This window comes from Enterococcus alishanensis (assembly GCF_019218635.1).
In the GTDB taxonomy this organism is placed as follows: Bacteria; Bacillota; Bacilli; order Lactobacillales; family Enterococcaceae; genus Enterococcus_A; species Enterococcus_A alishanensis.
The window spans coordinates 1-14,578 of the sequence record NZ_JAHUZB010000011.1; the positions used below are offsets into that span (position 1 = coordinate 1).

10 protein-coding genes and 3 pseudogenes are annotated in these 14,578 nt (G+C 31.1%); 10 read left to right on the forward strand and 3 right to left on the reverse strand.

Annotation, left to right across the window (positions count from 1 at the left end; translation table 11 throughout):
• Positions 1 to 395 precede the first annotated feature (395 nt).
• Positions 396 to 590 (forward strand): hypothetical protein, encoded by a 195-nt coding sequence (locus KUA55_RS18795; protein ID WP_425514630.1) that lies wholly within the window; start codon positions 396 to 398, stop codon positions 588 to 590.
• Between the two features lie 274 nt (positions 591 to 864).
• Entirely contained in the window at positions 865 to 1,530 is a 666-nt protein-coding gene (locus KUA55_RS17020) for a helix-turn-helix domain-containing protein (protein ID WP_218327584.1), read from the forward strand.
• A gap of 265 nt (positions 1,531 to 1,795) precedes the next feature.
• Here KUA55_RS17020 and KUA55_RS17025 read toward each other — a convergent pair.
• Positions 1,796 to 2,408 (reverse strand): annotated as a pseudogene (locus KUA55_RS17025) (recombinase family protein).
• A gap of 272 nt (positions 2,409 to 2,680) precedes the next feature.
• Positions 2,681 to 3,700: pseudogene (locus KUA55_RS17030) on the reverse strand (IS3 family transposase).
• A 151-nt stretch (positions 3,701 to 3,851) separates the two neighbouring features.
• On the opposite strand from KUA55_RS17030, the gene KUA55_RS17035 reads away from it, so the two are divergent.
• The 7 genes from KUA55_RS17035 (at position 3,852) to KUA55_RS18430 (ending at position 12,236) form a co-directional block, all read left to right on the forward strand.
• The gene (locus KUA55_RS17035) at positions 3,852 to 4,607 is read left to right on the forward strand and encodes a hypothetical protein (RefSeq protein WP_218327585.1); all 756 of its coding nucleotides are present in this window, start codon (positions 3,852 to 3,854) and stop codon (positions 4,605 to 4,607) included.
• A gap of 1,140 nt (positions 4,608 to 5,747) precedes the next feature.
• The gene (locus tag KUA55_RS17040; protein WP_218327586.1) at positions 5,748 to 7,253 is read left to right on the forward strand and encodes a BspA family leucine-rich repeat surface protein; all 1,506 of its coding nucleotides are present in this window, start codon (positions 5,748 to 5,750) and stop codon (positions 7,251 to 7,253) included.
• A 381-nt stretch (positions 7,254 to 7,634) separates the two neighbouring features.
• Positions 7,635 to 8,225, forward strand: coding sequence for a DUF805 domain-containing protein (locus KUA55_RS17045; RefSeq protein ID WP_218327587.1), 591 nt, complete (start codon positions 7,635 to 7,637; stop codon positions 8,223 to 8,225).
• A gap of 249 nt (positions 8,226 to 8,474) precedes the next feature.
• Positions 8,475 to 8,981, forward strand: coding sequence for a DUF4854 domain-containing protein (locus tag KUA55_RS17050; protein WP_218327588.1), 507 nt, complete (start codon positions 8,475 to 8,477; stop codon positions 8,979 to 8,981).
• Between the two features lie 317 nt (positions 8,982 to 9,298).
• Complete coding sequence (locus KUA55_RS17055) at positions 9,299 to 10,186, forward strand: acetamidase/formamidase family protein (RefSeq protein ID WP_246601586.1); 888 nt, start codon at positions 9,299 to 9,301, stop codon at positions 10,184 to 10,186.
• 18 nt (positions 10,187 to 10,204) lie between these two features.
• Entirely contained in the window at positions 10,205 to 11,563 is a 1,359-nt protein-coding gene (locus KUA55_RS17060; protein WP_218327589.1) for an APC family permease, read from the forward strand.
• 424 nt (positions 11,564 to 11,987) lie between these two features.
• Positions 11,988 to 12,236, forward strand: a complete 249-nt coding sequence (locus tag KUA55_RS18430) for a recombinase family protein (protein WP_343214741.1) — start codon at positions 11,988 to 11,990, stop codon at positions 12,234 to 12,236.
• Positions 12,237 to 12,388: 152 nt separating this feature from the next.
• Here KUA55_RS18430 and KUA55_RS17070 read toward each other — a convergent pair.
• A pseudogene (locus KUA55_RS17070) lies at positions 12,389 to 13,456 on the reverse strand (IS3 family transposase).
• Positions 13,457 to 13,701: 245 nt separating this feature from the next.
• Here KUA55_RS17070 and KUA55_RS17075 point away from each other — a divergent pair.
• The gene (locus KUA55_RS17075; protein ID WP_343214739.1) at positions 13,702 to 14,541 is read left to right on the forward strand and encodes a PRD domain-containing protein; all 840 of its coding nucleotides are present in this window, start codon (positions 13,702 to 13,704) and stop codon (positions 14,539 to 14,541) included.
• Positions 14,542 to 14,578 lie beyond the last annotated feature (37 nt).

Here is a 14,578-nt window from a genome sequence, read left to right on the forward strand (position 1 = left end):
ATTCTATAGTCCTAGATAAAGATGTATTTAAAAAGGGGATTCGTCAAAGAGCGTTGATAAGGAACAAACTGTATAAATTTTAAGTCATAAACCAGCTAGTTTTTGCTAGCTGGTTTTCGTTGTTTCAAAAACCAACCCTTGAACCATATCAATGCCTGCAAGATGCTTGTTTTTTTGAGGAACCACAATTATTTAGTTCAAAATAAAACCGAATAAAATAAGATGACATATTTCGGATAATCTGAGTCACACATTTTCTTAAAATAGTAAATGAATCTATGATACAGAAAACTCAGTGTACAGAAAACGACCCTTTTCTGTACACTTTTCATTTCCACTCATTTTTTATTAGACGAAGATTATTTATACACAGTGAGCAAATTTGAATATGTTGGATTGCAAGACTTAAATGGCCGATTGACGGGGTTGCCTTCAAGAGTGTACTTTCAGATCATCAAGATGCTATAAGTGCCTATCGTCTATATAACTCTAATTCTGAAGAACATTTCTATACTTTAAGCAAAAAAGAATACGATTATGTATCATCTAAAGGAAGGACAAAAAATGAACTTTTTATATACATAACTTAACAGTTATGCACACAATATAGATATGTATCTAATGGAAATAAATATATCAGGATTTTTTTTATTTTAATATATCTGCCATCATAATGAATATTTTATTAAAGGATATTGATTATGACTAAAGTAAATAATATAGTAATATACATAAAAAATCATTCCTAAATTTTTTTGTACCACTAAGAAATCGTTACTAAATATATTATGTATACGAATAATGGAAATTTGAAGTGATGGTATTTATTCAAAAAATCTAATTGAAAAGAGAGGGAGAGAGTATATGAACATTTTACTATTAACAAATAGCTTTTCATTTGAAAATCCCTTTATTCAAGAACTAAATGCTATGAATCATGAAATTTTATGTAGCAAAAAATTAATCGCTCAGTTGACAAAAGATTCCATGAGCGAAAATTTATTGGCTTATTTCCAAGCAATTATTTTTAGCGAGACACTCCTAAACCGTGAAGTATATGATATATTAACAAAACAGAACCTTAAGCAGAGTATAGTTTGTTTAAAACAAGCAGGTGATTTAGATTTAGAAGAAGAAAAAATATGGGTTGAGAAGGGAATTACCAACTTCATTACAGAAAAATCGAATTTTGATGATATCAGAGAAATTTTTAGTATCACTGAAACAGCTGAGAAGAATATTACTAATCTATCTCCAAATGAAAATTTCTCTAAAAAAGAGGTAGGTAAAATCGTTCATGTTAGACTTTCGCGGCAAGAGCAAAAATTATTTGTAGAACTACAAAAAGCTAATAAAACAATCTCAAGAGAAGAATTATCGAGGAAATTATGGGGAAAGACATCAAATAATTCAACACTAAGCCAGCTTTCGAATTTAGTAAATAAAATCAACAAGAAGATGAAAGACAAGGGGGTCAATTTATACATATCGACGATTTGGAGAAATGGGTATATTTTAATAAGCCGATAAATTCAGATTAGTTAATTGCATATGAACGTAAATTAGAACGATTTCTATACTATAAATTGAAAAAGATGATTGTTCTCTTTTACAGACCCTCCACTATTCTTTTAAAGGTTCCTATAATAGGACTACGGATAAGATATTCAATATAATCTATTAAAGAGCTTTTCTTTAAAATTAATAAATGAATAAACTCTGTTTACTTATCAGATTTTTACTTGTCATTTTTGCAGATAAGTTGCAGACAGAAATAATTAAAAAAACTACGTACCTAATTCATGGCTGCGTAGTCTTTTTGGATTCTATAAACTGTTTGATGTGTAACACTATAATCTTTAGCAATTTTCGAGATTGCCGTCCCTTTTTCTAATTCGTCTACAATATTTCGATAAACTGCACGTCGTTGAGGATTTTTAGCATTAGACCCATACAACTTTGGTCTTCCTTTGTACACACCATTACTTTTAGCAATGTTTATCCCCTGGGCCTGTCTTCTTTTAGATTCAGTTCTTTCTTGTTCCGATATCATAGCCAATATTTGAACAATTAAATCTTTGATAAAACGATCTAATAGAGGATTACCAATTGCTTCAGCCATAATTGGAAGGCTTGTAATAACGAGTTTTACATTTTTCTGTTTTAGATAATTTACAGTCTGGATAACTTCATCATAATTTCTCCCTAAACGGTCAATTGCTTCAACCATAAATGTATCTTCTTCTCGAACAAAATTTAAAGCTTCTTGAAAAATTGGACGCTGCTCAATTGTGGCGCCTGTTTTTTTTCTCTACAAAAATTTTTTCAGCATCAAATTTTTCTAGAGAATCAATTTGCCTTTCCAAATTTTGGTTGATTGTTGAAACTCGTGCATGTGCAACTTTCAAAATATCACCTTTTCAAAATTTCTATCATACACCCTAGTCATACAACAGAAATCTAGATTTTCCAATATATTTATGTTGTCTATTTAAGGTACGCCCTAAATAGACAATAATAGGATTTATTAAGGGAGATGAATTGTGAGTAAGGGAAATTTTTTTGCATTTGTGCACATCAGTAGTTGAAAAAATTGCAATATAATTTTAAAAGTGACACTTTTAAGTGTTAATTAGATTATTAGGCGGTATTCAATATAAATCACATTATTTACAGTAGTTTAAACTAACTCTTCAAACTCCTGTGGGCTTAGATAGTGAATCGAGCTATGGATCCGATTTCGGTTATAAAATCCTTCAATGTAGCTAAATAGCGCTCGATTTGCTTCTTCAAAATCCGAGTAGCTAGTCGTGTAGACTTCTTCCTTTTTCAATGAAGCATGGAAAGATTCGATTCCAGCATTATCATAAGGTGTTCCCTTTCTACTATAAGAATGACATAATGCATTTTTGCTTTTTTCAGCGTTTGAATGACACAATCCACAGTCATTCGTTTTGAAAATGTATAGCTAATAATATTTTTTGTGTGTAAATCCATGATTGAAGATAAGTAACACAAACCATTTTTCTTAGTAGGAATGTAAGTAATGTCAGCTGCCCATTTCTCACAGATAGTCTTAGTAGAAAAGTCCTGATTTAAGAGGTTTTCTTTTGAAATAATCGGTTTATTAGACCTTTGAGGTCTAAATTTTTTAACTACAATCGACCTTAAATTTAATTGTTTCATCAGCTTTTGAACATTTTAAGAGATACTGAAATACCTTCTTTTAATAAAACTTGATGAATCTTTGTGGCACCATAGCGTTGTTTATTCGTAAAAAAAATTGTTGAAATCTTCTTTTTCAACTTATTATTTCTGACTTCTGTAACTGTCAATGGTTTGTTCTTATAAAAATAATAGACACTTCTAGGGATTTCTAATAACCGACACAACAAAGAAACAGTGTAATCCTTACACCATTTTTCAATAAATTGAACAAGCGAATTCAGGTTTCCCGAGAGAATATGGCTACGGCTTTTTTTAAGATTTCAAGTTCCTCTTTCAAACGAGCATTTTCTTTTCTCAGTTCAGCCACTTCTTTTCCAGTCAGTCCTGTGGACTGATTAGGTAAATATAAATTCTTCCATTTGTAAATCGTTGCTTCAGATAAGCCATATTCTTTCGCCAATCCACGAACAGAACGTCCAGTTTGATTCAGTTCAACAATCATCTGTTTGAAATTTTCTTCGCTTCGGGTCATAAAAATCATCCTCTCGTAGATAAGTTTAATTTATTTTTGTCTCTACGAAAAGCTATCTAAGATTTGATACTAACACCATTTTGGTCGTCACCGCAAAATTGAACAATTAGCTGAAGAGAGCCTACCGGCTCGATGGCTAACCCAAGAACAAATGCCTATCTATCGAACAATCGCTCACTTTCGTATCTCCAATGAGTTAAAAACCCTGATCGAAAAAAGACTTGATTCGTTAATTGATTACTTAAGAGAACGACAATTGATCAATGATTCTATTTTTATTGATGGGACGAAACTGTTAGCCGACGCCAATAAATATAATTTCGTTTGGAAAAAAAGTACAATCAAATACGACAAAATGAATCGCAATCAGATCATTGGTTTAATGACAGAATTCAAAGAAGCCTATGGGATGGGTCATATTCCTGAAGGAACTACACTCACATTAGATATGTTAGATGAAGTACTCACCAGATTGGAATTACGTTTGGAAGAATTGGATCAGGAAGTCAATGAAACCAAAAAGATTTCACCTAATCCAGACAAGCAACAACGAAGAACTTTGAAATCTAAACAACACAAACTGAAGGAAAAACGCGAAAAGATGGTGAATCACCAATTACGCCTATCTATTTGTGGTGTCCGTAATAGTTATTTGAAAACAGATACTGACGCAATATTTATGCGAGTAAAAGAAGATCCTATGCGAAAAGGGCAATTAAAACCGGCTTACAATCTTCAATTGGCTACCAGTAATCAATTCATTTTGAATTATGATGTTTATCAAAATCCTACGGATACGAAGACCTTACGTCCTTTTCTAGAAAAAATGAATATGACAAATCAACTAATAAAAACAATTGCAGATAGTGGTACAATAATCAAAACGATTGAAGAAAAGTTAGGCTGAAAGTATCGTTGTTTTTGAATATGGGAAATTATTTTCAATTAAAAAGGGGTTAAATATGAAGAAACAACAGGTTTAAAAGAATAAGTTTTTAAGAGCATTGTTACTTATGATTGTTTTGTGTTAAGTCTAAAACATTTTTTTCCGGATTTTTGTCATAGGAGCCATCAAAATTTTTTGAACGAAAGCGTTAGAAAGCGATCCCAAAGGAACTCTTGTTAATTTAAATCAATTAAAATAAATTTATAAAATGATTTTTAAACGATATTAAATATCAACATGCTGTGATTATTTCATTTTTATAATAAAATCATTTAACTTTTGCTAGAAATTTTAAATAAAGAGGGGGAGATATATTAGAATTATTCTGGGTCTTTCTGGTTGTCAGCTTTTTAAAGGGTTATCAAATGAATTATTAATGTGAGGTGCTGGAACAAAAAGTGAGTTTCAAGTGATGGTGAGAAAAATTATGGGCTGGTCAGCCATCATGCTTATCAAGGGGATCTGCTCTTTTCGTCTGTAATACATGCTAAAAACGGCGAGAAAGTTAATTCTGCAGGTACACAATGGTTAGATGTATCCGATGACGAAAAACTTGTTACATTAGTTACATGCGGGGGCACTAGCGGCGGTGATAGAATAATTGTTCGAGACGATTATGTCTATTGATGAGGCCAGAATATTTCAATTTAGAACAAAGAAGGATTTAAATTTTTTTCTCCTCCATAATAAAGTAAAATGATTAATAAATTATCAACCTGCTTAACTTCTGGAATCACAGGGAGAATATTTCATATTTTTAATCTTTTTTAATGCAAAAATATTAATTTTTTTTTAGAGAGGAATAAGTAAAAAGTATCTATAGATATATGCTATAGTGAGCTACCTAAATTTTATGAACTGTCTTTAATTTCAAAATTGGAAGCATAAAATGATGATTCTTTGACAGATATATCAACGAATAGAATATTCATTGATAATTATACAATTGCTTCATTATCATATTTTAGTAATGAAGTTAAAATATAGAAACCACTTTAGATATTTTGAGAGTTTCACGTACCTGATGGGCAAAATATTGCCTAACATGCTATTTAATAAGAGATCACTCCACAAGTTGAAGAGTGAATAAGGGAGAATTAAATGAAAAATATATATATTATTTTTATGCCGTTATTATTAATGTCACTATTTTTATTTCCAAATGTTAGTTCTGCAGAAATTCAAACAGCCACTTGGGGTACTGCCCCTGTATCATTTGATAGTGATACTGGAAATCTGACTGTTGAATCTGGTGAAATTACACCAGAACAGACACCTACTGTTGGCTCTGTTATAAATAAAGAATCTATTAAAAGCATTAATTTTGTCGGTAATGTGATTGCTCCAGAAGACAGTAGTTTTTTATTCTCTAGGTATACGTACTATACCAACTTATCTTCAATAAAGGGTAATCTAGATACTTCGTATGTTAAAAATATGTCAAGTATGTTAAATAATTCCAACATAATATCTGCTGACTTGAGCCAGTGGAATACTTCTAATGTAGAAAATATGTCATCAATGTTTTCAGGTAGTAAAATTAAAAATTATTCAATTAATAGTTGGGACACTTCAAAAGTTACAACGATGAGATCAATGTTCCAAGATTCATCAGTAAATATTATTGATTTGAGCAATTGGAACATTTCTAATGTGACAGATTTGGGCTATATGTTTTATCATTCTAAATTAACTTCATTAAATATTTTTAATTGGGATACATCGAATGTCAAAGATTATGGTGGTATGCTAGGATTTAACTCTACAATTGCTTCATTAACTCTAGGTGAAAAGAGCTTATTATCAGAAAATGTTGTACTTTCTGATGGAATAATATCCAATATCATTGATTATACAGGTAGATGGACACAGAGAGACTCTAATTTTGAAAAGAATATCTATGCGAATAGTTCAAGCTTTATGAAATACTATGACGGATCAAAACCAGGAACGTATGAACGAGAAAGAAAAGCTGCCAATATAACTATTAATTATCAGGATACTGATGGAAATATGCTGATGCCCAGTCAGATATTAACAGGTAATATTGGTGATGCTTACAATACAAAAAAAATTGATATAACAGGATATTTGTTTAAAAAAGTTCAAGGTTTAGAGTCTGGAGAATTCAGTGAAAATCCACAAATGATTACGTATTTATACGAAAAAGATACTTCTAGTAAATTAGTACCAATTTGGCGAGCATATAATCTGAATAGTGGGGATCATTTATATACAACGAGTATTGATGAATATAGTTGGATAGTGGGACTTAAATGGCAAGCAGAAGGAATTGCTTTTCAAAGTGTCTTATCTTCCTACCAAGGATCCGTACCCATATACCGATTATACAACCAAAATTCTGGCGAACATTTTTACACCATTAGCGAAAGTGAATATAATAGCGTATCAAAAAAAGGGTGGAATAAAGAGAATATAGGATTTTATATGGTTCCTAAAGAGGAGGGAATACCAATTTATAGGGTATTTAATCCGAACGCAACTGGGCCTGGTTCTCACTTATTTACCGAGAGTAAAGATGAAGCTAATTGGTTAATCAATCAAGGTTGGTCAAATGAAGGTGTAGCTTTTTACTCACCAAAATAAGAATGACAAATATAGTGGATAAAAAGCTTATTCCGTAAACTAAAAAAGTTCTTCTCATTCCTGTAATTAAAGTTATAATTTTAAAAGCTAGGAAATAGCTAAAGATTTTTCTAGAATATATTTACTGTCTGACTCTCGTTTTAAACGAGAGTCTTTTTATTGCATACTAACACTGAATGTTTACAGCATACCCATTTGTGGCACTTCTTGTTATGACGTAATGCTTTATAGACTGCCTTTAATTGAATTTTTAATCTGTAACCTTTAAGTGCTATATTAATTAACTGAGTCATTTTGAAGCTGCATCTTGTAAATGAGTCAAATTTAGATAGATTGAAATAAATTTTTCTGATAATATTATATCTTTGAAAGGAGATTATTATGAAAAGAATATCAGAACAAGGAAAAGTATCATTTTCTCAAGCTTTCAGTGATTTTTTTAAAGGATATGCTGACTTTAGAGGACGGTCTACACGTAGAGGTTATTGGTTTGCAATGTTAGGTGTTTTAGTTGTTTATCTTATTTTAACGATTATTACCGTTGCTTCTTCTAGTAATAGAGAATATTATGAATCACCTATCAATGATTTTATGCTATTTATAATATTAGTATTTTCATTAGCAATTATCATGCCTTCTATCGCGTTGTCAGTAAGAAGACTAAGAGATACTGGCTTGAAAAGTAAAGCAATTTTAGTCTTATACATTGTATACTATGCACTTAGTTATACTTGGGGTATGAATTTATATTCATCTGTATTAAACTCAGTATCTAGTATGGCTTCTGTGTATGGCGGTTATTCGGGTGCAAGTCCATCTTTAGCTAGTCTAAACTTTTCTGGATCACCAATAATTACATTTTTCACTATGCTATTATCTATATTTATAACTATCAGTGCTTTTTTACCTACAGATATGTTTGCTACCAGCAGTAAAAATTCGGTATTAACTTCAATTTTTGCAGAAAAATAATTATAAAATCAAAACAGGTATCTCTATAGGTTCCTGTTTTTTCTTCCATTTTAGCAAGAGCTTCTATAATAATTAAAAAAATTTGCATACACGCTATTTTCATAAAAAATAATTTTTACACTTTTTATTGTAATAAAATTCCATATAATCTAGAATAGTCTTAGTTAAATGACCGTAAAAACGTTTTTTTTGTAATTTATGGTCATTTACCAATGGATATAAAAATTTATAGAAAATAGGAGAATAAAATTGAAAAAAATAAGCGTGATATTTTTAGGGATTGTGACATTATTGAGTTTAGCGGCGTGCTCCAATAAAGGAACAAGTCCTTCAAGTTCTAGTACTTCAACAAGCATTTCGGAAAAAAGTAGTAAAAGTAATGACGTTACTACGAGTTCTACTGCTGCCTCTACAGAAAGTAGTTCGTCAAACTACCTTAGTTTGATGATTGAAGCAGCACAATCACAGTTACCAAGTTTGAAGGCACAAGCTGGTGATTCCGTTGCAGATATCACAATAGAAGAAGGTCCTGATAGCACTGTAATATATAACTACACTTTTGCTCAAGCACCTGGAGTGGCTATTGATGCTGAAGCAATGAAACCTACTTTAGTTAAGGCGATGAAGCCAACCTTAGACAGTTTAAAAGGATTTGTGCCTGATGCTAAAATAGAAGTTAATTATTTAAATCCTGATGGATCACAAGTTGCCTCATTTACAATTACACAAGAAGATACTGCACAGGTATCTGAATAAAAAATAAAATTTATTCCTTAAGAGGAAAGAAACCTATAGGTTTCTTTCCTCTTTATCTATAGTCTATGTCCATTATAGATATACTTATAATGGACTTTTTGATTATTGATAATTCAATGCTGATGACTGACCATTTCATATGTCTATTAAATACATTCAATTATATGTATAACAGATAGAAAGGTTTAAATTTACGGTTCAGGACCAATTCAATATTTTATTACACTAATTAGATGAATAAATTATTTGATGCTATATTGCTTAAGTTTATTTGTCATGCTATTATTATTAAAATTTTATTAGAATGAGGTGTTAGTTTGACTTATGTAAAAAAAGAAACATGTATTTATAGTATGGATAAAAATAATCTCCCTGTAATTAAAGTCAATACCAAAGAAGATATTATTTTTGAGACCTATGATTGTTTCAGTAATCAAATTACCGATGAAAAAGATTCTTTCGACAAGTTAAATTGGGATCATATTAATCCAGCAACCGGTCCAATCTTCATAGTTGGGGCTGAACCAGGTGACACGCTAGAAGTAACAATTAAAAAAATTGAAATAAAGGGAAATGTTACATTATTTACCGGTCCAGATTCAGGTGTAATGGGAGATGAATTAACTGAAAATACAATTCGCCAACTACCTATTATCAATGGTCAAATTAAATTTGATAATAATATTGATATTCCTTTAAATAAAATGATAGGGGTCATTGGAACTGCACCATCAGGAGATCCGGTGTCTTGTGGTACTCCAGATTCCCATGGTGGAAATATGGATTGTAAAGAAATCACTGAAGGAACGACTTTATATCTACCTGTAAATGTAAAAGGCGCATTATTTGCGTTAGGAGACTGTCACGCTGCAATGGGGGATGGCGAAGTTTCTGTCTGTGGTGCAGAAGTGCCTTGCGAAGTTACCGTAAATATTTCTGTTTTAAAAAATAAAGATTGGCCACTTCCTTTTTTAATTCATAATGATAAAATTATGACTGTTTCTTCAAAGGAAACAGTGGACGAAGCTTGTATCTCAGCTACTAAAAACATGGTAAAATTCGTCCAAAAATATACTGATTTAACTTTAGGTGATTCTATTCATTTATTATCCTTAGTTGGAAATTTAAAGATATGTCAAGTTGTCGATCCGAACAAAACGGTAAGAATGGAATTACCTTTATCTTATTTAAAAAATTGGAACTAGTTGGTAAAGGAGGAAGCTATGAAAAAAAATGAAGAAAAAAACTTAGAGTCTTTTGGCTATAAACAGGAGTTAAAACGTACGCTCACTTTAAAAGATTTAATCATATATGGTCTTATATTCATGGTACCCATAGCACCTTTTGGAATTTACGGGGAAGTTGTCACAGCTTCAAAAGGAATGATTGTTTTAACATATCTAATTGGTATGATCGCAATGCTTTTTACTGCGATTAGCTATGGATCAATGTCTGAAGCATTTCCAATAGCAGGGTCAGTATATGCATATGCTCAAAGGGGTATTAATAAAACGATTGGTTTTTTAGCAGGTTGGATGATTCTTTTAGATTATGTATTTGTACCTTCTCTTTTATACGTTGTTTCAGCTAATTCCTTAAAAGCGATTCTTCCATCCATTCCTGTTTGGATATGGCTGATACTATTCATTTTGGTAAATAGTATTATTAATATAAGAGGCGTAATGTTCACTGCTAAAGCAAATATTATATTCCTAATTGGTGAATTAATTGTTCTTGCTGTTTTTATTGCCTTCGGATTAGTCGCAATTTCTAACGGAGCCGGTAACGGATTAACTTTAAAACCAATTTATGATGCAACCGAATTTAATTTACCATTTGTAATGACAGCAGTATCTGTTGCAGTTTTAAGTTTCTTAGGTTTTGATGGTATAAGTACACTAGCTGAGGAAACTAAAGGTGGTAACAAGGTAGTAGGAAAAGCAATTTTATGGTCATTACTTATAGTAGGTTCATTATTTATTATCCAAACATATGTTGCTGCAATAATCCACCCAGATTATACAGTTTTCAACTCTATTGATACTGCTTTCTATGAAATTGCTGGTGAAGTTGGAGGTACCTTCCTGAAAAATGTTACAATTATAGCAACTATATTATCTTGGGGATTTGCTAACGCCTTAGCAGCTCAAGCTGCTATATCAAGAGTTTTGTTTGGAATGGCAAGAGATAAAAATTTACCGAGTATTTTAGCTAAAATTCATCCCAAATATAAGACTCCTTATATAAGTACTTTATTGGTGGCTTTAGTTTCTATAATCGTTGGCCTTATGTTTGTTAACAATGTGGGTATTCTTTCGTCCATTGTAAATTGTGGTGCTTTGACAGCATTTTTAGTGATCCATATTTCAGTAATTTATCACTTCATCATTAAGCAGAAATCTAAAAGATACATTGTTCATCTAATTGTCCCTATTATCGGTTTTTTAATTATTGCATATGTTATGATTAATTTAGATTTGCTAGCTAAAACTATTGGACTAGTTTGGCTTGTGATAGGAATTATTTACTACATTATTATGCGATTGATGAATAGAAATATAGAGATTAAAGAAATTGAATAAATAACTTGAGATTCCTTTTATCAAAATAATTTGAATGAAAGAAAATTCTTTAAATTATTTAAGGTGTTTAAAATTGATTACGCCTAAAAAAGTTTTATTTACTGCACTTCTACCTGCTCTCTTCATAATTATAATTGTTAATTAAATATTTTAAAGTGTACAGAAAAAATTTTTTCTGTACACTTTATTTTTTCTCAATTTTATTTTTAATGTATTGAATATTTTTTAAAAGAAGTACTATGTATGCATAACTTAACAGTTTTGCATAACACGTCAGCATATGATAGAATCAACCTTTTTACGTATGCAAAAGATATATGCATAAGGAGATCACATTATGAAATATGATTATGCTAGAGTTTCTACAAACGAGCAAGATTTAGCTAACCAAATTTAATTATAAAAAAATGCTGGATTAGAAAAAATTTATAGCGAAAAATATACAGGCACAAAAAGAGATCGACCAAAATTAAATGAAATGATTCAAGTGCTGTCTGCTAATGATGAATTAATCGTTACTAAATTAAACTGCCGTTCTCGTTCCGTTCAACAAGGAACAACATTAATTTCAGAATTACAAGAAAGAGACATTGTTGTAAATATTCTCAATATGGGGCGAATTGATAAATGGCTCCTATGTCAACGATCCAAACAAAATAAAGAGAACGAGTAATATCACAGTTCCCATAAATACTTCATTTTAGCAATTAAAGAGAGTATTCAGCACTCTTTATAATTTCGATATCTTTATGGTCTAGATAAAAGTCGCAATTAAATAAACCTTCTAAAATTTATCCTTTTTTCAGGGGAGATAGATTTTTCAGTTTACCAAGTAATTAGTGAAATGCAATCACTGTTGTACCAACGAATATAGTCATCAATACCAAAAATAGCTTCATCTATCGTTTTAAATGTTTGAAAGGTTTCACTCGTTTCAAAATCGAGTGAAACCTTTCCATCCTAGCATTGTCTCCTGGGCAACCTTTATGAGAATAAGAATGTTTTATGTGATTATTCTTTATGGTCCTTTCAAACAGATCATTCGTATACTGACTACCCATATCACTATGAATAAGTGTGACACCTGACACGCTTGTAGCTAGTTCTTTCATCATATTTTTGCCTATTTTATGAGCAATTACTCTTCGGATTACTGGATTATAGAGACTAGTCAAATAAACCCACTTTCCTCTAAATGGAATATAGGTAATATCTGTTAAAGGAACGGTAGACTAATCACCCTTTTTTCTGATTAAATTTGGTAATTGAGGATTTTCAGTATAGGTTTTAGGCTTTTTTATTTTCTTTATCATTCGTGATTGGCTCCCTAATTCACGCATAAGACGATAAATAAGGTAGCGACTAACTGGAATGTTTAAGTCTTCGTTAAAATATTTTGTCATTCTCAGATAGCTATACACTGGATAGATTAACCAAGAATCTAAAATTTTCTCTTTGATCTGTTGGCGTCGGATCATCCGTTTATTTGGTTTCCAATTCAAATAATCATAATAAGTTGTTCTTGGTATTTTAAGCATGTTTAAAATACGCGTAATGCGGTGTTTGGCTTCTAAATTTACTCGAATTACTCGTAATACTATCGCTAGTCCTTTAGCGATTAGTTCTTTGCCAAAAGCACCGCTGCTCGCTTTAAAATATCACTTTCTTCTTTCAAACACCTATTTTCCTTTAATAATTCCCTTTCTTTTATAGAAAATATATATTTTTATCGTTTGGATTTGCCTGACGTATCCATTTAGCAACAGTAGATAGACTGACGTTGTATTCTTTTGATAAAGAATTAGCAGACCGACCGGTCTGATTGAGTGCTACCAATGACGCTTTAAATTCTGTTGAATATCTTATAGTTGGTTTCTCTGCATATAAAAAAATCCTTTAATAGATTATAGCGAACATTTTGTCCGTAATTCTATTATAAGAGCCGATTTGAAGACCAATATTATTTTGCACCAGATGAATAATTTGGTCGTTATATTAAGCTATCACTTTTAATATACTAATTTAGAAGTTGTATATATTTTTCTTGCTTTTAGTTGACTGTTAGTGTCTATCAAGCTATTGTAAATTTAATGTGTTGATATTTACTTCCATAATTTATCGGGGTTAGATAAAGGAGAGTGAGCTGTTTGTTGAGAATAAGGAGAATATTTAATAATAATGTTGTTCTAGTGATAGACGCGAAAGGATTAGAACGAATACTAGTTGGCAGAGGAATTGCGTTTCAAAAAAAAGTTGGAGATGCTGTTGAAAATGATGCTATCGAGAAAACTTTTGTTGTTGACTCACCAAGTGTCACTGATAGGTTTATCCAATTACTTGAGGAAGTTCCAATTAATCGCCTTGAGTTAGCGACATTGATCATTAAAAATACAGAAGATAGTTTGAAAATAACATTTGATGGAAACACATATATTGGTTTAGCAGATCATATAAATTATGCCGTAAATCGTTTTAGAAAAGGTGAAACCATTAAAAATGCCTTGTTGTTAGAAATTAAAAAATTTTACCCTAATGAATTTTCCGCTGGAATGCAGGCTTTGGAGAAAATAAGTTATTATGAAGGAATTGAAATGAACGAAGCCGAAGCCGGCTTCATTGCCCTCCATTTTATTAATGGTGGATTAAATAATGATACTGGTCTAACTTTATCAACTACGGAAATATTAGAGAAAATTGTACTAATTGTTGAGGATTGTTTAGCTATTAAGTTAAATACAGATTCGCTAAATTACGTCCGTTTTGTCACCCACTTGAAATATTTTATTCAACGTGTCATAATAAATGAACCAAGAAAAAAAACATTCCCAGAAATGTTTGAGCAAGTGACCATATTTTATCCGAAGGCTACTGATAGCGTTAAAATAATCAAACAGTACCTGCAAGAAAAGCTTAATTGTCAAATTTATCCTGAAGAAGAGATGTATTTAATTCTTCATATACAACGTTTAATTAAATAATGGGATTGTAACTGATTATGCAGGCAACACCCAAACA

What these genes read in the sequence shown, in the direction of transcription:
- KUA55_RS17040 (WP_218327586.1), top strand. Translation starts at nt 5,748, where the DNA reads ATGAAAAATATATATATTATTTTTATGCCGTTATTATTAATGTCACTA.
- KUA55_RS17060 (WP_218327589.1), top strand. Translation starts at nt 10,205, where the DNA reads ATGAAAAAAAATGAAGAAAAAAACTTAGAGTCTTTTGGCTATAAACAG.
- KUA55_RS17020 (WP_218327584.1), top strand. Translation starts at nt 865, where the DNA reads ATGAACATTTTACTATTAACAAATAGCTTTTCATTTGAAAATCCCTTT.
- KUA55_RS17045 (WP_218327587.1), top strand. Translation starts at nt 7,635, where the DNA reads ATGAAAAGAATATCAGAACAAGGAAAAGTATCATTTTCTCAAGCTTTC.
- KUA55_RS17035 (WP_218327585.1), top strand. Translation starts at nt 3,852, where the DNA reads ATGCCTATCTATCGAACAATCGCTCACTTTCGTATCTCCAATGAGTTA.